This window comes from Arthrobacter sp. AG258 (assembly GCF_004364695.1).
Taxonomy (GTDB): Bacteria; Actinomycetota; Actinomycetes; order Actinomycetales; family Micrococcaceae; genus Arthrobacter.
Map to the genome: position 1 here is coordinate 228,151 of NZ_SOBI01000007.1, position 20,587 is coordinate 248,737.

Sequence of the window (20,587 nt, forward strand, 5' to 3'; positions counted from 1 at the left end):
GTGACGGAGAAGTGCCTCGTAAAGGCGCGGCTTACTTGGCTTTCAGTCAGGAGCCGATATTGAAGAATCCGTCAGCCTCAACAGGGCGTCACTGCCCAAAAGGAAGAGTGTCGCATTGTCCACACCCTGGGCTGTGGATCGGCTCATATTGTCCTTGTACTACAGCGGTCAGGAAAACAAGGGACGACGGCGGGAATCCCGCCGTCGTCCCTTGTTCGGTCTTTAGGCTCTATAGGCCCACTGTGCGAGCAGCCGCCCTTGGGCATCGTACTTTTGGACGGCCAGTCCTGGCCCTTGGTAGCTCATGCCGGCTAGAGGGTTGTGGTGGTCGTAGGTGAAGGCGATGAGTGGCCCACTTGAAGCGACATCGTGCAGGTGAAACCGGGTTTGTCCGGCCCCTTCGCGGGCCAAGGCGCTAACTTCCTCCAGACCTTGGTATGTCTTGTCGAGATCGACGATGTTGTATTGAACGTCGTCGTGGAAAGTGGCGATCAGGGGTTCCGCGTCTCCGTTGTTGTAGGCCGCCATCACGGTTCGGACTGTTTCGGAGAGGGTGCTCACGACGCCGCTCCTGCTTTCCCTGGGGGTGCCGTTTTCAGGCCGCTGTCATGCCCTTCTTCGATGTTTTCCTGATTCGTTGGGGTGCGGGGGATGGCAAGGGCAGCGAGTGCCCCGGCTACCGCGACGCCTGCGATGAACAAGAGGGGGACGATGACATTGCCGGTCCAGTCCTGACCGAGCCCCATGACGTAAGGGCCAAGGAAGGACCCTATGGAGCCCACGGTGTTGATCAACGCGATGCCTGCGGCGGCCGCCGTCATGCCCTTGAGTTGGAGGTTGGTGACCGCCCAAATAATGGGGCCGGTGGCGGTAAAGAGTGCACTTGCGAGGGATATTCCGATGAGGGTGGGGACCAGTTGATCGCCGGTGGCCACACTGGCGACCAGTCCCAGTGCGGCCAGTACCATGCCCGTGACCAGTACCCGCCGGTGGGCCTGGCTGCGGTCGCAGTAGATGCCAAGGGCGATGGTCGCCACGACAGCGACTGCGAACGGGACGGAGGACAGATAGCCGATCGTCATTACATCCGTTACGCCGGTGTTCTTGATGATGGTTGGTATCCAGAAGACGACGGCGTAGATGCCTATGTAGTTGGCTGCCAGGATGACGCCGAGGAGCCAGACCCGCCTGTTGGTGATGGCCTTCTTGAACTGCGTTGTTGCTTTCTCACGCGCGCCGGCCGGGCCGAGGCTTGCCGCAATGGCGGTCTTTTCCTCATTGGTGAGCCACGCGGCGTCCTTCGGTGTGCTGGCGACGGCAAAGAAGAAGATAATGCCAAGGAGGGCTGCCGGAATGCCCTGGATCACGAAGAGCCATTGCCAGCCTGCGATACCTGCGAGTCCCCCCAGGCTGGACATGACCCAGCCGGAGAGGGGGCCGACGAACATGCTGCCGATGGGCCCTGCGATAACCAGCAGTGCCAGGGCCTGGGCGAGGCGTTTGCGTGGGAACCACTGGGATAGGAAGTAGACCATGCCTGGGTAGAAGCCGGCCTCTGCGATACCCAGGAAGATCCGGGCAATGTAGAACTGTTCAGTGTTTTGGACGAAGCCGGTAGCGATGGTGACAACGCCCCAGGTGACCATGATGCGGGCGATCCACATTTTTGCGCCGACGCGTTCGAGGATCATGTTGCTCGGCACTTCGAAGAAGATATAGGCGAGGAAGAAGATGCCGGCGCCGAGCCCGTAGGCCGCTGCCGAGAGACCGATGTCGGCACTCATTTCGAGTTTTGCGAAGCCGATATTGACCCGGTCGATGATGGCCACGGCGTAACAGATGGAGGCCAGGGGCAGAATCCGCCAGGCGAGTTTCTTGTAGAGGGTGGTTGGCAGGTCCCCGGTGCCTTCGGAAGCTGTGTTGTGGGTGGACGTCATTGTACGGACTCTTTCACTCGTCAGTGGGTTGTGTTGTGTGCTGGATGCAGGGCGGGGAATGTCCACCAGGTGTCGGGCTGCCACTCTGTCGATTCCCATGCCTGCCGTTGTTGCTGCCGGGGGTCCGGGACCACTGTTGGGGTGGTGTCCAGCAACATTGTCCACCGTTCTGTTCGCCGGTATTCCGGCCAGAAGGGCAGATTCTCGCTTTCGGGTTTTCCGTGGTGGATGAAGGTTGTCCACGCTTGCCGGATTCCTGTTGCCAGAGTCTGTAACGCCGGTTCTGCCGCTTCGAGTCCGATGTCCCAGACGAAGGGAACGTCGGCGCCATGGAACCCCCACTTCTCCTTGGGGGCGCCGGGGCTTGGAGCATCGAAGCGGTAACGCCAGCAGGACGCGTGTACGGACTGGCTGTCGAGCAGCCGAATGGTGGGGATGCCGTACCGTTCGTCCGCCAGCACGGCGCAGTGGAGGCGGCGCTCGTCCGCCTCTGGGAAGGCGCTCCGGTAAATGTCCAGCACTTGTTCTGCTTCGTCCCCGAAGATCTCCTGTAGGACGCGTGGTGACTGTTGCGATGCACACGGGTCGGCGAGGTTGTAGCTTCCGGCCTCGTTGGCTGTCACGCCGGCCATGATGTTGATCCCCTTGGCGCGGCCCTTGGCGAAGGCGTGGACCGGGGCCTCGGGAAGAACGAGTCCGTCTACGGTTGGGCGCCAGACCCAGGTTGCCCTGACGCCGGCGGCAATCTCCTGCTGTGCGGCGAGGATTGTCTCAACGGGCATCGTTAGGAGCTCCGTGGCATCCGCAGGGCTAAGGCCGAGGGTGCGAAGCAGTGCAGCGGTGACCTGCTCTGCGGTTTTGGGGGTGTTGAGGTGCTCGCCGCCACTTTGAATGATTCCGCGGTGGAACAGGCCCTCGGCCATTGGCGAGGCCATCAGATTGACCACGCTCTTGGCCCCGGCGGAAACACCGGCGATGGTGATGCGTGAAGGGTCTCCCCCGAATGCGGCCACGTTGTCCCGGACCCATTTCAGTGCAGCGATCTGGTCCAGTAGGCCTGCGTTCGCCGACGAGGCGTACTGCTCGCCGAGGAGGTGGTCCAGCTTGAGGAAGCCGAGGGCCCCCAGCCTGTAGTTGACGGTGACCACGATGGTGCCTTCGAGGGCGAGGGCTGTTCCGTCGCCGATAAAGTTGGCTCCTGATCCCCAGGTGTATCCGCCGCCGTGGAACCAGACCAGAACCGGACAGGGCGAGTCTGCCGACTGCTTCGGTGCGGTGATGTTGAGGAAGAGGCAGTCCTCACCCATGGGCGCGTCATCGTCCGACGGCGTTGCCCCGCCAGGCGGCACGAGCTCGGCCGCGAGCACCTGCGGGGCACGCGTTGGAAACGTGGTCACGTCCAGAATGCCCTCCCACGGCTCTGCCAGCTGGGGAGCCTGCCACCGCAGGGCTCCGGTCGGGGGAGCGGCGTACCGTATCCCGCGCCAGCTGATGGTGCCATCGTTCGTGACCCCGCGAACTGCTCCCTGGCGCGTCATTGCGACTGTGCCTGTCATTGCTTTTCCTTCACTAGGTATCGACTTCGTCAACAATCGTGTGCTGGGTCACGTGTTTCCGACAATGATTTCTGGATAAGTGGAAGAATCAGCCAAAGGTCTGGCGGAAAGTCTAGAGTTGGAGGTGACAAAGAAGTCGTAAAAGGGAGCGGGAAATGGATGTGCTGGATGAGCTGGACCAGCGGATTGTCGGCGCCCTCCAGGTAGACGGGCGCGCCTCGTGGGCGAAAGTGGCCGCATCATTGGGGGAGGCCGAACGGACGGTGGCGCGGAGGGGCTCCGAGCTCCTCCGGGACGGGCGGGTGCGGATACGCGCGTTGCCGAATCCGAGCCGCTTCAGGCATCTGGAACAGTTTGTGTTGAAGGTTGCCTGCAATCCGGGCTCAGCAGGAATAGCCGCTGCGGCCCTCGCGCGACGGCCGGAGACCTTGTACACCTACATCCTCACCGGTTCGGCGGATTGTGCGGCGGAGTTTTCCAGCCCTGCTTCCAAGTTTGCAGAGCTGCTCATCAGGGACATAGGGAGCATCCCGGGGGTGAGGTCGGCCGCCACGTATCCGGTCCTCAGCTATCCCAGGACCATGCATCAGTGGAATCCCGGCGTCCTGACGCCGGCGGAGATTGAGGCGATGGGCGGAACCCGGTACTCGGAGGCTCCCACCGCCCTGGAGCACGTGGAGCAGTTGGGCAAAGAGGACCGGCAGATTCTCCGGTCACTGGAACGCGATGGCCGCGCCAGTTATGAGGAACTGGCGCGTATCACTGGGCTCTCAGTGCAGACCGCCCAGCGCAGGGTGGAGCGGATGCGGCGCGAGGGCACATTGTTCATCCGTGCGGTCTTCGAGCCTGCGCTGCTCGGTTTGCCGGTGGAGGTTCTTCTGTGGGTCAAGGTGCCGTTTCCGGAACTGGACCGTGTGGAAGCGGAAATGCTTCCTTCTTCGTCAGTGCGGTATGCCGCGGTCCTCGCCGGTGACTTCCAGCTTGTTGTCGATGCCGTATTTCCAAGCCGCGCAGCACTTTCTACCTATCTAAAAGGGGCTGAGTGGGCCACGCGGGCGCAGGCCATCGAGCCTGCCGTGGTGGTAGACGCGTTGAAGCGCAGCGGAACGATGGCGTTGTCGTTCGGCGAAGACCTCGGCGGGTACAGCTCCTGACAGGTTTGCCGTCGTGGCCGCTGTGGCAACACGACTCCCAGGCACTACGCCAATGTGTTCAGCGTTTCCTGCTCGGCGGCGATGGTGGTGTTGTCCCCATGGCCGGTGCGGACCACAGTGTCGGCGGGCAGTGTCAGCAGCCGTTCGCGGATGGAGGCGAGGATGGTGGGGTAGTCGCTGTAGGACCGCCCGGTGGCACCCGGGCCGCCGTTGAACAGGGTGTCCCCGGTGAAGACCGTTCCCTCGCTTTCCAGGTGGAAGCAGGTGGACCCGGGCGAGTGGCCGGGTGTGTGGATTGCCTTCAGGGTTGCCCCGCCCACCTGGAACACGTCGCCATCGGAGTGGTAGCGGTCCGGTTTGGCGTCCGGGTATACCTGCTCCCAGAGCACCAGGTCCTCCTGGTTCAGCAGGATCGGTGCCTCCAGGGCGTCCGCCACCTCACGCGCGGCACCGATGTGGTCGTTGTGCGCGTGGGTGAGCAGGATGGCCTTCACCTTCCGGCTGCGGACCTGGTTGATGATCGCCGCTGCGTCGTGCGGCGCATCAATGATGATGCATTCCTCGTCATTGCCCACGATCCAGACGTTGTTGTCCACGTCCCAGGTGCCGCCGTCGAGCGAAAAAGTTCCGGAGGTGACCAGGTTCTCGATGGTGACGCTCATGCGGACGCCCCGGCCGGCTGGACCTCGACGACGGAGCGCAGCACCTTGCCCCCATGCATCCGTTCGAAGGCCTCTTCCACCTGGTCGATCGTGATCCGCTCGGACACGAACGCGTCCAGGTCCAGGTTGCCCTGCTTGTAGTGCGAGACGAGCATGGGGAAGTCGCGGGAGGGCAGGCAGTCGCCGTACCAGGAGGACTTCAGCGAGCCGCCGCGGCCAAAGACGTCCAGCAGCGGCAGTTCAAGCGTCATCTCCGGCGTCGGAACACCCACCAGCACCACGCGGCCGGCAAGGTCGCGGGCGTAGAACGCCTGCTTGTAGGTTTCGGGCCGGCCGACGGCGTCAATCACCACGTCCGCTCCGTGGCCTCCGGTGAGGGCGCGGATGGCTTCCACGGCGTCCTCCTGCTTGGAGTTGACCCCGTGGGTTGCACCGAGGGACCTGGCCATCCCGATCTTGTTGTCGTCGATGTCCACGGCGATGATCGTGGTCGCCCCCGCGAGCTTCGCGCCCGCGATCGCGGCGATCCCCACGCCGCCGCAGCCAATCACTGCCACGGACTCGCCACGCTTGACCTCTCCGGTGTTGATCGCGGCACCGATGCCTGCCATCACGCCGCAGCCCAGCAGGCCCACCGCGGCAGCATCAACCTCCGGGTCCACCTTGGTGCACTGCCCGGCAGCGACCAGGGTCTTTTCCGCGAAAGCACCGATGCCCAGGGCAGGCGAAAGCTCGGTGCCGTCCTCAAGGGTCATCTTCTGCGTGGCGTTGTGCGTATTGAAGCAGTATTGCGGCTGGCCCTTGGCACACGCACGGCACTCCCCACAGACCGCGCGCCAGTTCAGGATCACCCGGTCCCCAGGGGCCACCTGGGTCACATCGGGGCCAACGGCACTGACAACCCCGGTGGCCTCGTGCCCGAGCAGGTAAGGGAAGTCATCACCGATACCGCCCTGCTTGTAGTGCAGATCCGTGTGGCAGACACCGCAGGTCAGGATGTCCACCAGCGCCTCCCCCGGCCCCGGATCCGGGACCAGGATGGTCTCCAACGACACCGGAGCGTCCTTCTCCCTAACCACAACTGCTTGGACTTTATGAACCATGAATGTGCACCTTCGTTTGCGTTCTTGCTGTTGAACCGGGGCGGATCAGATGTCTTTAGTGTCGAGATGCCAGATTCTGTGGGCCCCGACGCTGAGAAGCTGGCGGTCACCACTGGAGATTCTGCGGACCCAGATCACGCCTATCTCTGCTGCTGTTTCTTCTACTTGGAGCCCGTCTTGGTAGAAGAGGTCTTCTGAGACGGCAACCCTGTCGCCGGCCCGGAGCATGGACCAGTCCTCTACCTCAACTGCACGGGTGTGGCGGTTCAAGTAATCCTCCGCAATGTCGATTGGCACTACTGGGTCGCTGTATCTAGCGTGCGGCCCTTAGCCTTGGCCTCCGCGGTGGGGGCACCGCCTGCGGCGGTGCCCCCACCAGTCAGTGGTGTTTTAGCCGTTGATTACCTGGGGGACGCCGAGGTGTTTGAGTCCTTCGACGCCGAATTCGAGGCCGTAGCCGGATTGTTTTGCGCCGCCGAAGGGGATGCGTGGGTCGACGGCGCCGTGTTTGTTGATCCAGACGGTACCTGCTTGGATTCGGGCGGCGACGTTGCGGGCTGTTGCGGGGTTTGAGGACCAGACGGAGGCGCCGAGTCCGACGTCGAGGGCGTTTGCTTTCTGGATTGCTTCGTCGATGGTGCTGTAGCGGATGATGGGCAGGGCGGGGCCGAATTGTTCTTCGGCGACGAGTGGGTTGTTGTTGTCGATGTCGGCCACGAGGGTGGTGGGGTAGAAGTAGCCGGGCTGGTCGGTGTCCGGGTTTCCGCCGAGGAGGACGCGGGCTCCGGAGGCTTTGGCGGCCTCCACGAGGTTCGCGACGATTTCGTATTGTGCCTTGTTCTGCAGCGGTCCGAGGACGTTGTTTTCGTCCAGGCCGTTACCCATCGGCATGGCCTTGGCCACGTTGGTGAGTTCGTCGCAGACGGCGTCGTAGATGTCGTCGTGGACGTAGAGGCGTTTCAGGGCGGCGCAGGTTTGGCCGGTGTTGATGAAGGCGCCCCAGAACAGGCCTTCGGCGATGGCCTTCGGGTCGGCGTCGGGCAGGACGATGCCGGCGTCGTTTCCTCCCAGTTCCAGGGTGAGCCGCTTGACGGTGTCCGCGGAGGATTTGATGATCGCTTTGCCGGTGGCGGTGGAGCCGGTGAACATGATCTTCCCGATGGCGGGGTGCGAGGCGAGGGCCTCGCCTACATCGCGTCCGCCGGAGACTACGGTGAGGAGCCCTTCGGGCAGGGCTTCGTTGATGGTTTCAACGAGGGCAAGCACGCTGAGCGGGGTGTGTTCGGAGGGTTTGACCACTACGGCGTTGCCCATTCTCAGGGCGGGGGCGACCTGCCAGACGGTGATCATCATGGGCCAGTTCCACGGCCCGATGGCCCCGACGACGCCGATGGGCCGGTAGTGCAGTTCGGCGCGTGTTTCGCCGTCATCGACGAGGGTTTCGGCTTCGAGGGGTGTCGCGGCGGCGGCGCGGAGCCAGGCGGCGCAGGCGCCGACTTCGAAGCGGGCGTTGGGGCCGTTCAGCGGTTTGCCCTGCTCGCGGGAAAGCAGCTGGGCGAGGTCTTCGGCGCGGGCTTCGATGGCGTCGGCGGCCTTCAACAGTGCAGCGGACCGTGCCTCGTGGCCGAGCTCGGCCCACGCCGGTTGGGCGGCGACTGCCACGTCGATGGCGTGCTGCAGGTCCGCGACCGTATGCACCGGGGCGTCTCCGACGGGTTCACCGGTGGCGGGATTGAAGATGGTCCGGGCAGCAACGGAGCCCTCGGTCAGGACGGGTGTGGTGTTCATGGCATTCTCCTCATTGAGTGGTTAGTTGTTGTTCCGCGTGAATCCGGGATGGTCACCATTGGTTTTGATCAGTAGGGCCGTCGAGTGTTTCCAGTGCCAGACGGAGTTGCTCGATCACGTGTTGGGCGTGTTCGAGTTCGAAGACGAGCGGTGGCCTCATTTTGAGGACGTTTTCGTGGCGACCGATCTTTCCGATGAGAACGCCGCGGGAACGCATCTCTTCTGTGAGTGCCTTGGTGGCGGCGGGGTCCGGCGTCGTATCGTCGGGATTGACGATTTCAAGGCCAAAGAAGAGGCCCCTGCCGCGGACGCTCTTGATCCTGGGGTTGCCCTTGGCGAGGGCTGCGAGTTCGTCAGAGATGAACTTGCCGAGTTGGTGTGCGTTTTCAACAAGCCCGTTCTCTTCCATGACCTGGAGCACAGCAAGGCCGGCTGCCGACGAAACGGGGTTTCCAGCAAATGTGTTGAAGTAGGTGTTGTTTTCCCCGAATTCCTCCATCAGTGCGTGCGTGGTGATGACGCCACCTACGGGGTGGCCGTTGCCCATCGGCTTGCCAAGTGTCACCAGATCAGGGGTGGTGCCGAAAGCCTGGTGGCCCCACATGTGGTTGCCGGTCCGTCCGAAGCCTGACTGGACCTCGTCCGCGATGATCAGTCCTCCGGCAGCACGGACCCGGTCGGTGACTGCCTCGATGTAGCCGTCGGGGGTCTGCAGGAGTCCCTCGGTTGAGAACAGCGGGTCATACAGGATGGCTGAGACGCCGTAGCCTTCGGCCTGGAGCGAGGAGATGGCTGCGTCGACGTCGCGCAGCGCTTCCTGGAGGAGGCGCTTTCGTTTAGCCGGCGTCAGCCCTGCTGCGTCCGGAATACGAATGGGGCGTACGTGGGCGCCGAGGGGTTCTTTGACCTGGAGGCCGGTGGTCAATTCGGCAAGGGTCGTGGTGTTGCCGTGGTAGCTGTGGTCCGAAATAAGGATGCCGGTGTTGCCGGTGTGTTGCCGTGCGATTCGCAGCGCGAGCTCGTTTGCTTCTGATCCGCTATTGGTGAAGAACACCCGCTCCAAGGGGGAATCGAAGAGCGCCAGCAGCTTTTCGGCGTACTCAACGACGCGTGAGTTGAGGTACCTCGTGTGGAGGTTGACGGTCTGCAGCTGGGTTGTGATTGCTTCGCGGACGACGGGGTTGGAGTGTCCGACGTGGGGAACGTTGTTGTAGACATCCAGGTAGGTCTTGCCGGTGGCGTCGTGGACCCACACGCCCTCGCCGGCCACGATTTCCAGGGGAGTGGCATAGAACAGCGGGGAGTGGCGCCCGATGGTGCGTTCGCGGCGGTTAATGAGACCTTCCTGGAGGAGTGCGTCGGGTGCCGGTTCTGTGGCTGTTTCGAGTGTCATTGCTGTCCTTGGCCGTTGGTGCGGATTTGAGTCCGGAACATGAGTCGGTGGGTGTTGCCGGGGTCGGACGGTCGATGGCCGGCCCCGGCAACCGGTTAGAGGGCTTGGGCGCCGGCAGTAGCGACCAGGTGGTCGTTTTCCACGGTGCTGCCGCTGACACCGATGGCGCCGACGGTCACCCCGTCTTTGGTCAGTGGGATGCCTCCGGGAAAGGTGATCAGGCCGCCATTGGACACTTCGATGTTGAACAGCGGTCCGCCGGGCTGCGAGATGGAGCCGATGTCTCCGGTGGGCATGTCGAAGTAACGGGCCGTGCGTGCCTTTTTGATGGCGATGTCGATACTGCCGAGCCACGCACCGTCCATGCGGGTGAAGGCCTTGAGGTTTCCGCCAGCGTCTACAACGGCAATGTTCATCAGGGTTTCCGAGGCCAGGGCTGCCTCTCGTGCCGCTTCAACTATCTTGTGTGCTTCTTGCTGTGTGATGTCGTTCATCTGTTGCTCCGAAATCTTTTTCCTGTTTATGGGCGTAGTTGTATCGACTGGTGTAGAGCCAGCCTTGGTTAGGCGCTAACGCGCGACGGGGGGTGTTAGACGAGAGCTGCCGGTTTTGCGGCTGCCTTTACTAAGTCAGGGAAGTCAGGGGCTGTTATTTCGGTGATCAGCCCTTCCCAGCATGTACGCAGTTCCCCTGCGTAGTCGGCGTCGTCGTTGGGCGCAGCGTTGCCCATTGCGGTGATCCACAGTCCACTGTTGGACCAATGGGCCACCGCCATGAAGAGCCTGGCGCGGGCCATTTTTACTGGGTCAGTGTTGCCGAAATAGGCTTCGAAGAGTGCCTGTGCCCTCTCTTTCCCGAATCCGTTTTGCGCTGCAATAAATCCGATCTCGTAGCACGGGTCCGAGTTGCCGGCGAGGTCCCAGTCGATAATGTTGTAGGTCATCGAGGAGGTGTCCTTGATGATGTTTGCATCCCAAATGTCCAGATGGCAGGGAACAAACTGGGAAGGATCCAGGGCCAGGACGGTCTCCAGGCGGTCCATCAGGGCCTGGATGGCTGACGTTCCGGGCGGCAGCTCGATACCCTGTCTTTTGGCGGCCTCCATCCTTTGTCGGGCCAGGTTGAAGGGGTTGATGTCGTTGAGGAACCGGCGGCCGGAGTGATGAAGCCGGTGAAGGGCAGGGACGAGTCGGGTGACGGAGTCATCGTCCTCGCTTAGCCTCGGGTGGCCTCCCGGAACAAAGTCGAGAGCCAGCGCCAAGGGTTCGTTTGAGACTGTTATGACGGGCGCGCCCACTCCGATCTCGGCGGCAATTCTTGTGTTTTCCAGAACCACGTGGGCGGCGGGCAGAACTCCTACCGTTTCCCAGTAGTTGTTCCAGAGCTTGACGACGCAACGACGGGAACCGTCCTCGACGAGGTAGTTCTTATGGGCCTGGCCGCCGGAGAGGGAATGTGCGGTGACGTGACAGCCAGCCCAGTCTGGGTTCGTCGAAAGCACCGCCTCAATGCTGGTGATTTCGGTATCAGGGACGATGGTCATTAGGATTGGATGTCCTTCGATGTTCGAATGCAGGTGCACTGTGTTGGGGTCGGAGGTTGTCCTGGCTGCACTGTTCGCACTGTTTCACGAGCTCCCACAAGCTCTGTAACGGTGCGGTCAGGACGTCTGCCGGTGTCACTGTTTACGCCTTTGCTATGGCGAAGCGTGAAGGCAGGAACAGGTTTGTTTCGGGGCGGGAAATGCCGTCGACATGATCGGCCAGCATTTCACCAACAACCGCTGCATAGCGGAACCCGCGGCCCATGTCTCCGGTGCCTATGACGACATCGGACGACTCCGGGTGTCCACCTATAACCCAATGGCCGTCCTCCACCTCAGACCACATGCATACGGTGGTCGATACCGGGTTGGTGTCGATGTCCGGGAGCCTGGCGCTGAGCACTTCCTGGATCCGTTCGAGGTCTCCGGGCCTGAGGTCCTGACTAAGGTCCTCGGGGTCGATCCAGTTTCCCTTCCCGGGGACAGAGAACTTCCATTCACCGTTAGGCTCGGAGCAACCGTAAGCCGGTGCCTCGTCCGATCCTGGGGGCTTGGCGAAGTAGATGGCCGCCTTCGGTAGCCCGTCCTGGCGGAAATTGGCCAGCACCTGACGGTCCACCTTGTAGGGCAGATCCAGTTGCGTCAAATGGTTGGCGCGGGCACCCACGGTGACGACGACCTTGTCGGCCGAGTAGTTACCCTGATCGGTGCTCACGACGATGCCCGAAGCGCTCTCATCCCAGCCTTGAACCGCTTCTCCCGTGCGCAGGGTTGCGCCGAGCCGGCGAGCCTCCGACTGCAGGGCCTTGATGGCGGGGTGGACGAGGGCAACGGTGCCGTTTGGCTCCCATACGGCGACTTCGTCGTCACCAATGGTGGCCCAAGGGAACCGCTTCCGTGCCGTCGACGCGTCAAGGGCATCGTACTCAAAATCGGACGCGCTTAGGGAGGCCACCGTTTTGTCGAACCACATTGATCCGGGTTCGCCGACGAACACAGTTCCCGAACGTTCCAACAGCCGGGTCCCGGTTTTCGCGGCCAACTCGTCCCACAACTCAAAGGTCCGCTTTGTGAAGGTGGTGTACTGGGCTCCTGCACTGCTGGATTGCCGGGCCAGCCGTGTGGCGCCTCCGTGCGAACCGTGCATGTGCGGTGGTGCGAACTTATCCAGGCCGAGCACGGACTTGCCGCGGGCTGCCAAGTGCCACGCCGCCGATGAGCCCCAGGGGCCCAATCCAATGACGATGACGTCGTAGTGTTGTGTTGACACAAATTCCTCCGTTAGTGGTTTTCGGACCCTTGGCGGGTCAGACAGTGGCTCGTACTAGAAGTCCGTCCATGAGCAACCGGATAGCCGCGACCGCTGGCCCGGCGTTCGCCGGCTCACGTGCTGCAGCAGCCCCGGCAGCGCGGATCGCCCCGGTTATCGTTGCAGCCAAGGCCTCAGTCGGTGCGTCCTCCGGCAAGGTGCCGCTGTCCTTGGCATCCTTCAGATCCCGCGCAATGAGCTCTTCGAAAGAGCGGGAAGTCGAGCCCATGACGTCCGATAGTGCTGACACCAGGTCCGGTCCCATCACCCCGTAGAACCGGCCCTTGGGCTCCTTTGTCGCCTCCACCAACGCCGTGGCCAGCGCCGTGATTCTTGCGCCGGGGTCCGTCAGGGGATCCCGCAAGCTGATCCCTCGTACGTACACGGCGTCGGCGATCCGCAGATAAACTTCGCGGACAATTTCGTCCCTTCCGCCGGGGAAGTGGGCATAAATGGTGCCCCTCGAAATACCCGCCTGCTGGCTGAGGACCTCGAGCGCGGTAGAGGCGTACCCCTCCGAACTCAGCAGCTCAGCTGCGGTGTCGAGAATGTCGCCGCGGGTTCTCATGCGGTTGCGTTCCCGAAGGGAGAGGGGCTTGTTGGAGGCACTCATTTCTGGTCCTTCGTGTGGGGTGCTGGTGATCTGCTTCACATGATTGCACATCAGATCCTAAAAGTGAACAGTCTGTGCAAACTTTGAAGAAGAGGTACGCGGCCGCTCCGATGCGGTTGAAAACATTGAACACTATGCCTAAGTTCTGAACTAGTCATGCAACAAACATTTAACGTGTTCTATTGCAGTACGAAACATTCAGTGTTTACCTTTTATGTATGAAACAGGTCACACCAGGCTTGGCTGGCCCTAACTCCCTTGAGGGCGTCCGGAACTTCCGAAGCCTCGGGGGACTGCCAGCGCACGGAGGATCCCGTGTGGCTGAAGGCATGGTGTACAGGAGTGGACACTTCGGATACTCGACAGCCCTGGACCGTCAGAGGCTGGAGGCGGCACGCCTGCACTTCATGGATCTGCGAAGTCCTTGGGAATCCGACGCCGAAGACCGTTGCGTGCCTGCGCTAACGGCTGTACAAACGCCACTTCAGGCTCAAGACAGCAGGGACGCGTGCCTGTGGTCTGCGGTTCGCGAAGGTCGCGTGAGCGAGCTTGGCAGGACGCTGACTGCTGCGGAGGCTGAAGAGGTAATGCACCGGCTCTATGCCCGTGACATAGCCGGCAACCCATCGGTATTTGCCAATTTCCTTCAGTCATTGGCTCGAGTTGAGCTGCCTGTCGTCGTCCACTGCTCGGCAGGGAAGGACAGAACCGGATGGGCAATAGCCATCCTTTTGACCATCCTGGGAGTACCTGAAACCGCAATCCTCGAAGACTACGTTCAGAGTTCATTGCCGGAGAACCAATACCTCATCAGAGATTCCGCAGGCAGCGTCGCGCCCATCGACAGGCACCTGCGAACAGTCATCACACCCTTGCTGGAAGCGCGGCAAGGGTACCTCGAAGCCGCATGGCACAGCGTGGAGCACGCCTGGGGATCACGTCACTCCTACTTGGAAGACGGACTCGGCATCACTCCGGCGCTCACAAACAAACTCAAGGCACGGCTCCTCGTCTGAGGAAGCCCGACCACGGCTACGGCCATTATCTGCCCGAAAGAGAAAACCCATGATTGATAATGTCAGCGAGTTGCCGGCAACGACGCCGTCCAGCACACCTGTCCCACCGCAAGCAGGCCATCTCCGCTCAAATAAACTCGGCGTCTTCGCCATCGCCTTTTTCGTCATCGCAGCGGCGGCCCCCATGGCAGCCGTCGTGGGCACCGGTCCCGTGGTCTTTGCTGCGGTTGGACCGGCAGCCCCCTTGATCTACGCGATCGCTGCCCTGCTCATCGCACTCTTCGCCGTCGGATACCTGCGCATGAGCAGGTATGTCACCAACGCCGGCGGCTTCGTCGCCTACATCGCCAAAGGCCTAGGTACACCCTGGGCCACGGCAGGAGCTGGTCTGGCGCTGCTGATGTACCTCAGCTTGCAGGTCGGGCTCTGGTCGCAGTTCGGCGTCTTCGCCGGGCAGTTGCTGGAGAGCATCACGGGACTCTCCGTGCCCCCGCTCGTCTGGATTGTCGCGTTGCTTCTGATCTCCACGGCACTCACTATGCGGGGCGTCGACACGAGCATCCGACTCTTGGCCGTCCTCATCATTGGTGAAACGCTCGTAGTGGCTGCCCTCGTTATCGTGCTCGTTGCCAGCAAGGGGCCAGGAGTCTTCACATTCTCTGGCTTCACGCCAGAAAACCTCTTCAGCCCGGGCCTGGGCATTGCATTGCTGTTCGCCTTCCTGTGCTTCACCAGCTTCGAAGCAACCGTGGTTTTCTCTGAAGAAGCAATCAACCCCCGCAAGACGATCCCGCGGGCCCTCTACGCCGTGATTGCCTTTGTCGGAATTTTTTACACGCTCTCCATCTGGGTTATCGGAGGGGCCATCGGGGTGGACAACATCCAACAGGCGGCAACGGATGACCCTGCGGGATTCATCTTCAACCTCGCCTCCGAAAGTGGAGGGAGCGTCTTGAGCATGGCCATGCAGGTTCTCGTCGTGACCAGTTACCTCGCCATGCTGCTGGGCCTGATGAACATGTTCGCCCGCTACCTTTTCGCCCTCAGCCGTGCCGGAGTCCTGCCGGCCAGGCTGGCCACCGTTTCCAAGGATGGGAGTCCCGCCACCGCAGCCCTGGCCAACGGCGTGGCCGTCGGCATCGTCGTGGTTGCCTTCCTGGTCTTCGGCGCAGATCCGCTGACCGTCGTGTTCGCCTGGTTCAGCGCCTTGGCAACGGCAGCCTTCATCACCATCCTCATCGTGGCGTCCGTATCCATCGTCGTGTTCTTCTTCCGGACCAAAGACAACACCAGTATCTGGGCGACCAAGATCGCACCCACTCTCTCCACCCTGATCCTCTCCTACATCGGCTACGTGACGGTCGAGAACTACGACTCCCTCATTGGGCCTGACAACGCTGCCGCGAAATGGCTGCTCGTCCTCATTCCCGCCGCGATGCTTGGCGGCCTGGTTTTCGGCAGGAGCAGACGCGACATCGACTACGCCAAAGAAGTAATCTGACGCGGATACCTTGCTGCCGCCCCTCTGGCGGCAGCAAGGTATCCGCCATCGTCGATGGGGAAAGCATTTCGGCATTGAAGCCACCAGAATGACGCGCAAAGGTACGCCGCACCCTTGTTTAAGTCGAAGGGTTAGTCCTTCATGAGACGGCAACAGCACACACTCCGAAACAGAACCGGGAGATCCAAATGACCCCCACACCAGTTGCAGTTATTACGGGCGGAGGAACCGGAATCGGAGCCGCCACCGCCGCAGCACTCCGGGGCCAAGGGTGGGAAGTTGTCATCTGTGGACGCCGGCGGGAAGCTATCGCCAAGGTCGCTGAAACAACCGGCGCCCACGCTATTGTCGCAGACGTCGCTTCGGTTTCCGATATGGAACGGCTGGTCGAGGACACCGTGGATCAATTCGGCACCATCAACGGCCTGGTTCTGAATGCCGGAATTGTCCGTGCCGGCAGTGCCGGCGAGCTGTCCGATGAAGACTGGAACGCCATGGTCAGCACCAACCTCACCGGGCCCTTCCTACTAGTCCGTGCCGCCTTGCCGCACCTGATCAAAGCCAACGGCTCGATCGTAGGGGTGGCCTCGGCGGCCGCAATTCGGGCTACCGCTGGAATCGCCGGTTACGATGCCACGAAGGCCGGCCTTGCCATGTTGATGCAGTCCGTGGCCGTCGACTACGGACCGCGCGGGGTGCGCGCCAACGCAGTATGCCCAGGCTGGACCCGGACAGAGATGGCCGACATGGAGATGGGCGACTTCGCTGAACACAGCGGCATCGATCGCGAGGAAGCCTATAGCCTCGCCACAGCGTTCGTCCCAAGCCGGCGCCCGGCCGCATCCTCCGAGGTCGCCGATGTCATTGCCTGGCTGCTTTCCGATCAGGCCTCGTACGTCAACGCCGCCACGATCCCGGTGGATGGGGGACTGATCGCAGTCGAGCCCGGCGCCATCGCCTTCGACCCCCGGGTCAGTATCTGCACCACTGGCGCCGACGGACCCACCCCGGCGATGCAAGCGATTCCCTGACTAACCACTACAGCCCGTCTTTCACGAGTTAATTGGAAAAGGAGTGTGGACTTTGTCCACACTCCTGGTCCCGGACTATCCCGTACTGCCTCCAAATGCGCCCGTATTTCCGATGTTTTCGCGGGTTCCCAGTGTTTGCAAGGGCGAGAATGTAGTTCGAGTCCCACCACGGGCACGACGTATTCCCTCGTCAGAGGCGATTTTGCTTTGACGTGTTGACAAAGCTTGCGGTCGCGTCGTCTGACGGGTTGGGTCGCGGGCTGTCGCCTGGCCGCCGCGATGGCCTATTCAGGTGTGTGGGTGGCGGGCTCGGGACGCTGGCTGGTGGTCCTTCCGCCTGCTGAAGTGGGTTATATGGTTCCTCGTTCGGGTGCTGTCTGGTTGGGCGTGGTTGTCCAACACTCATTCATGGCTCAGGGGAGTGGGGACGACATGACTTCGGCGATCTCGCTATAGGGCGTCCCTGGGAGTCGGTCTTAGGGCGTGCGTGCGAGAGTCGTGCCCCGAGGTTTGTCCTGCCAAATTGGGTGTTGACAGTGTCCACACCTATGTCTGCTTTGTAAGTGTGGCCTTATGGTGCCGGCCGACGAACATCTAGGAAGCGCGGGGCACCTAACGTCCGTGCGTCAGCTCTGCCCCGGCATCTTCGTCAGAAAGAACTATCGACACCGGCTAAACATAGAACGCCGCACTTATCGGCAAATTCCACAGGGTATGCATCAGGTGGTTTCTGCCCTGAAGGTGTTTGTGATGCTGCCGACCCCTTCGACTGTCACGGTGACGGAGTCGCCGTCTTTGAGGAACAGTTGGGGGTCACGGCGGTATCCGACTCCGGCTGGTGTGCCGGTGAGGATGACGTCCCCTGGTTCCAGGGTGGTGAATTCGGAGATGGTGGCGATGAGTGTGGGGATGCTGAAGATCAGGTGGGAGAGGTCCGATTTTTGGACGACTTCCCCGTTCAGGGTGGTGCTGATGCCGGCCTTGCAGATGTCGGTTTCTGCCGGGGTGACGATGTGCGGGCCGAGCGGGGTGGTGTTGTCCCAGATCTTGCCCTGCAGCCATTGGTGGGACTTGTTCTGGAAGTCGCGCATGGTGATGTCGTTGGAGACGCAGTAGCCAAGGATGTGGTCCATGGCGTTCTGTTCGGTGATGCGGCGGCCTGTCTTGCCGATGATGACGGCGAGTTCGCCCTCGAAGTCGACCTGGGTGGATTCCGGGGGAAGGATGATGTCGTCGGCAGGTCCTATGAGGGTGGTTGTGTACTTGGGGAAGAGGACGGGAAAGGTGGCCGTGCTGGTGTCGTCGGCATGGTCTTTGTAGTTCAGGCCCACGCAGAGGATCTTGCCGGCTTTTGGTGACGCCGCGCGCAGGGTGACTTCGGATAGGGGAACCCGTAATTCCCTCAGGCGGGCGGCACTGGCAAGGAGATCGGCGGATGTTTCCGGTCCGATGTCTGTGAGCCCGGCCAGCGGGATGAGGTATTCGCCGTGAACTTCGCCAAGGTAGTTGTGACCCTTGTATCGGTAGTTTGCGTAGGCCATTCGTTCTCTCTTCAGATCTTGGTTGCTGATACGGCAGTGGGCGGACGTGCGAAGGGCGTGGTTGTTCGCCTTGGCCGCCCACGCGGGCGGCGGCGCGGGCGTTAATGTGCCGGCTGCACCCCGAAGGCGACGGCGAGCTTCATGATCTTTTCCGCGCGGCCCAGGCGGGGCAGGTCGGAGCCGTCGCGGATAACGCGGCCGTTGGCTTCGAAGTCGTTCATGAAGTCGGTGGCCCAGGCGACGTCCGACGGGGTGGGGCTGATGACCTCGTTGATGACTGGCGTCTGGTCGATCGCGAGACACAGCTTGCCGGTCATGCCCATCATCACAGTGATGCCGGTCTGTTCGCGCAGGATGGGGTGGTTGGTGCCGACGGTGGGGCCGTCGATGGGGCCGGGCAGGTTGCCCACGCGGCTGGCGACCACGAGCTTGGCCCGCGGGTAGGCCATGGCCTCGGGGGTGGCGGCCATGCCCGTGTCGCGGCGGAAGTCGCCGGAACCGAAGGCCAGGCGGAACGCTCCCTGGGCCTTGGCGATGTGGTTGGCTTCCTCGATGCCGAGGGCGGATTCCACGAGCGGGATCACGGGGGTCTTGCCGTCCATGCGGTGGAAGCTCTCCGTGACCTGGTCCGCGGATTCGGTCTTGGCGAGCATGACGCCGAGCAGGCCCGGGGTGCCGCGCAGGCCCGCGAGGTCATCGGCCCAGAACGGGCTGGTGGCGTCGTTGATCCGGACCCAGGCCTGGCCGCCGGCGGTCAGCCAGTCCACCACATTGGTCCTGGCCTTGTCCTTCTGCGACGGGTCCACGGCATCTTCAATATCCAGGATGATCGAATCGGCGCGGGAGACGGCCGATTGGTCAAAGAGCTCCGGCTTCATGGCATTGACCAGCAGCCACGAACGGGCGATCTCTGCGGGAATATTGCGTTCCGGGATGAAGCCCGGGAACACATTGCTTAGCACCGGGGTGGAGTAGGAGGTGTCTTCGGTGCTTTGGGGCATGTAGGTGGGCTGCGTCATGGGTCTCCGTGCTAAGTCAGTTATGTGATGGTGCTGTCGATGTCATCCGGTAGCAGGTCCCGTCTTCGGCTTCTTCCGGGTGGGCCCACACCTCGATCTCGTGTGCAGCTTCGTACATGGTGCGTGGTTGGGCGGCGTCGCCTGCGATCCAGAGCGCTGTGGAGTCCGCCATGGCGTCATCCACGGTTCCGGTGCGGATGAGTTGGCCGTGCTGGCGGATCTGAACAGTCGCTCCGATGAGCCGTCGCCAGTGGAGGTGCTGGCGGAGCATGATTCGCTCTTCGAAGGCGGGTGTGCGGCCGTTGTTGGGGACGGTCGAGGGGGTCATGATGCGGTCAGCGCTGCTGCCACTGCGTTGCCCAGTTCCTTCGTGGTTGCGTTGCCGCCCATGTCCGGTGTGAGTGCCTTGGGTCCACGGGCCAGGACGGTTTCCATGGCGGTGGTGATGGCGGCTGCTGCCTCGGGCTCTCCGAGATGGTCGAGCATCATTGCGGCGCACCAGATTTGGCCGATGGGGTTGGCGATGCCCTTGCCGGCGATGTCCGGCGCGGAGCCATGGACGGGTTCGAAGAGGCTGGGGAAGCGGCGTTCGGGGTTGATGTTGCCGCTGGGGGCGATCCCGATGGTTCCGGTGCACGCCGGTCCGAGGTCGGAGAGGATGTCGCCGAAGAGGTTGCTGGCGACGACGACGTCGAACCAGTCCGGGTGCATGACAAAGTTAGCGGCCAGGATGTCAATGTGGTACTTGTCCACCTTCAGATCGGAGAAGCCTTTGGCCATCTCCTCCACGCGTTCGTCCCAGTAGGGCATGGTGATGGAGATGCCGTTGCTTTTGGTGGCGGAGGTGAGGTGTTTCTTGGGCCGGCTTTGGGCGAGGTCGAAGGCGTATTTGAGGATTCGGTCCACGCCGGTGCGGGTCATGACTGTTTCCTGGACTACGGTTTCGCGGTCGGTGCCTTCGAAGATCTTTCCGCCGATGCTGGAGTATTCGCCTTCGGTGTTTTCCCGTACGACGTAGAAGTCGACGTCGCCCGGGACCCGGCCGGTGAGGGGGCTGGGCACCCCGGGAAGAAGTTTGACGGGGCGGAGGCTGACGTATTGGTCGAAGTGGCGGCGGAACTGCAGGAGGCTTCCCCACAGGGAGACGTGGTCTGGGACGACGTCGGGCCAGCCGACCGCGCCGAAGAAGATGGAATCGAACTGGGTCAGTTCCTCGAACCACCCGTTGGGCAGCATCTTGCCGTGCCGGGTGTAGTAGTCCGCCGAGGCGTAATCGAAGTGTTCGTATTTGAGGTTGAGGTCGAAGGCTGAGGCTGCAGCGTCCAGGACGCGCAGCCCTTCGGGTACGACTTCGGTGCCGATTCCGTCGCCGGGAATGATTGCGATGCGGTGGGATGTCGACATTCAGGGATCCTTCTTAC

Annotated in this window: 20 protein-coding genes; 4 read left to right on the forward strand and 16 right to left on the reverse strand. The window is 62.1% G+C overall.

Annotated elements, in window-relative coordinates:
* Window positions 1-222: 222 nt before the first annotated feature.
* Genes DFO47_RS16110 through DFO47_RS16120 form a run of 3 tightly spaced genes read right to left on the reverse strand, consistent with a single transcriptional unit; the run spans window position 223 to window position 3,493 of the window.
* Window positions 223-561 carry a nuclear transport factor 2 family protein gene (locus DFO47_RS16110; RefSeq protein WP_056391280.1) on the reverse strand — a complete coding sequence of 113 codons (339 nt, stop codon included), beginning with the start codon at window positions 559-561 and terminating at the stop codon, window positions 223-225.
* Window positions 558-1,937, reverse strand: a complete 1,380-nt coding sequence (locus DFO47_RS16115) for an MFS transporter (protein WP_166651737.1) — start codon at window positions 1,935-1,937, stop codon at window positions 558-560. The genes DFO47_RS16110 and DFO47_RS16115 overlap by 4 nt, the downstream gene beginning before the upstream one ends.
* Window positions 1,938-1,957: 20 nt before the next feature.
* The gene (locus tag DFO47_RS16120; RefSeq protein ID WP_133832284.1) at window positions 1,958-3,493 is read right to left on the reverse strand and encodes a carboxylesterase/lipase family protein; all 1,536 of its coding nucleotides are present in this window, start codon (window positions 3,491-3,493) and stop codon (window positions 1,958-1,960) included.
* Between the two features lie 155 nt (window positions 3,494-3,648).
* Here DFO47_RS16120 and DFO47_RS16125 point away from each other — a divergent pair, with 155 nt between their 5' ends.
* Window positions 3,649-4,647 carry an AsnC family transcriptional regulator gene (locus DFO47_RS16125; protein WP_133832328.1) on the forward strand — a complete coding sequence of 333 codons (999 nt, stop codon included), beginning with the start codon at window positions 3,649-3,651 and terminating at the stop codon, window positions 4,645-4,647.
* A 44-nt stretch (window positions 4,648-4,691) separates the two neighbouring features.
* Here the strand turns inward: DFO47_RS16125 and DFO47_RS16130 are convergent, their stop codons facing one another.
* The 9 genes from DFO47_RS16130 to DFO47_RS16170 form a co-directional block, all read right to left on the reverse strand.
* The gene (locus tag DFO47_RS16130; RefSeq protein WP_133832285.1) at window positions 4,692-5,309 is read right to left on the reverse strand and encodes an MBL fold metallo-hydrolase; all 618 of its coding nucleotides are present in this window, start codon (window positions 5,307-5,309) and stop codon (window positions 4,692-4,694) included.
* Window positions 5,306-6,412 carry an S-(hydroxymethyl)mycothiol dehydrogenase gene (locus DFO47_RS16135; protein WP_133832286.1) on the reverse strand — a complete coding sequence of 369 codons (1,107 nt, stop codon included), beginning with the start codon at window positions 6,410-6,412 and terminating at the stop codon, window positions 5,306-5,308. Before DFO47_RS16135 ends, DFO47_RS16130 begins: the two co-directional genes overlap by 4 nt.
* Before the next feature lie 45 nt (window positions 6,413-6,457).
* Window positions 6,458-6,709 (reverse strand): hypothetical protein, encoded by a 252-nt coding sequence (locus DFO47_RS16140; RefSeq protein ID WP_133832287.1) that lies wholly within the window; start codon window positions 6,707-6,709, stop codon window positions 6,458-6,460.
* 93 nt (window positions 6,710-6,802) lie between these two features.
* Window positions 6,803-8,200, reverse strand: coding sequence for an aldehyde dehydrogenase family protein (locus tag DFO47_RS16145; protein ID WP_133832288.1), 1,398 nt, complete (start codon window positions 8,198-8,200; stop codon window positions 6,803-6,805).
* Between the two features lie 52 nt (window positions 8,201-8,252).
* Window positions 8,253-9,593, reverse strand: coding sequence for an aspartate aminotransferase family protein (locus DFO47_RS16150; RefSeq protein ID WP_133832289.1), 1,341 nt, complete (start codon window positions 9,591-9,593; stop codon window positions 8,253-8,255).
* A gap of 95 nt (window positions 9,594-9,688) precedes the next feature.
* A complete protein-coding gene (locus DFO47_RS16155) occupies window positions 9,689-10,087 on the reverse strand; it encodes a heme-binding protein (protein ID WP_133832290.1) in 399 nt (132 codons plus the stop codon).
* Between the two features lie 95 nt (window positions 10,088-10,182).
* Complete coding sequence (locus DFO47_RS16160) at window positions 10,183-11,136, reverse strand: phosphotransferase (RefSeq protein WP_056390041.1); 954 nt, start codon at window positions 11,134-11,136, stop codon at window positions 10,183-10,185.
* 142 nt (window positions 11,137-11,278) lie between these two features.
* Window positions 11,279-12,406, reverse strand: coding sequence for an N-methyl-L-tryptophan oxidase (gene solA, locus DFO47_RS16165; protein ID WP_133832291.1), 1,128 nt, complete (start codon window positions 12,404-12,406; stop codon window positions 11,279-11,281).
* Window positions 12,407-12,443: 37 nt separating this feature from the next.
* Entirely contained in the window at window positions 12,444-13,058 is a 615-nt protein-coding gene (locus DFO47_RS16170; protein ID WP_056390044.1) for a TetR/AcrR family transcriptional regulator, read from the reverse strand.
* Window positions 13,059-13,276: 218 nt separating this feature from the next.
* Between DFO47_RS16170 and DFO47_RS16175 the strand changes: the two genes are divergently transcribed.
* The 3 genes from DFO47_RS16175 to DFO47_RS16185 all read left to right on the forward strand — a co-directional run bounded on the left by DFO47_RS16175 (window position 13,277) and on the right by DFO47_RS16185 (window position 16,606).
* Window positions 13,277-14,074 carry a tyrosine-protein phosphatase gene (locus DFO47_RS16175; protein ID WP_081620239.1) on the forward strand — a complete coding sequence of 266 codons (798 nt, stop codon included), beginning with the start codon at window positions 13,277-13,279 and terminating at the stop codon, window positions 14,072-14,074.
* A gap of 49 nt (window positions 14,075-14,123) precedes the next feature.
* On the forward strand, window positions 14,124-15,575 hold the full coding sequence (locus DFO47_RS16180; RefSeq protein WP_018771069.1) for an APC family permease: 1,452 nt from the start codon (window positions 14,124-14,126) through the stop codon (window positions 15,573-15,575).
* Window positions 15,576-15,763: 188 nt separating this feature from the next.
* On the forward strand, window positions 15,764-16,606 hold the full coding sequence (locus DFO47_RS16185) for an SDR family oxidoreductase (RefSeq protein WP_133832292.1): 843 nt from the start codon (window positions 15,764-15,766) through the stop codon (window positions 16,604-16,606).
* 719 nt (window positions 16,607-17,325) lie between these two features.
* Here the strand turns inward: DFO47_RS16185 and DFO47_RS16190 are convergent.
* The 4 genes from DFO47_RS16190 to DFO47_RS16205 form a co-directional block, all read right to left on the reverse strand.
* The gene (locus tag DFO47_RS16190) at window positions 17,326-18,147 is read right to left on the reverse strand and encodes a fumarylacetoacetate hydrolase family protein (RefSeq protein ID WP_133832293.1); all 822 of its coding nucleotides are present in this window, start codon (window positions 18,145-18,147) and stop codon (window positions 17,326-17,328) included.
* A 101-nt stretch (window positions 18,148-18,248) separates the two neighbouring features.
* Entirely contained in the window at window positions 18,249-19,166 is a 918-nt protein-coding gene (locus DFO47_RS16195; RefSeq protein ID WP_243835507.1) for a CoA ester lyase, read from the reverse strand.
* 16 nt (window positions 19,167-19,182) lie between these two features.
* Complete coding sequence (locus DFO47_RS16200; RefSeq protein WP_133832294.1) at window positions 19,183-19,494, reverse strand: hypothetical protein; 312 nt, start codon at window positions 19,492-19,494, stop codon at window positions 19,183-19,185.
* Window positions 19,491-20,570, reverse strand: a complete 1,080-nt coding sequence (locus DFO47_RS16205; RefSeq protein ID WP_133832295.1) for a tartrate dehydrogenase — start codon at window positions 20,568-20,570, stop codon at window positions 19,491-19,493. Before DFO47_RS16205 ends, DFO47_RS16200 begins: the two co-directional genes overlap by 4 nt.
* Window positions 20,571-20,587: the final 17 nt, after the last annotated feature.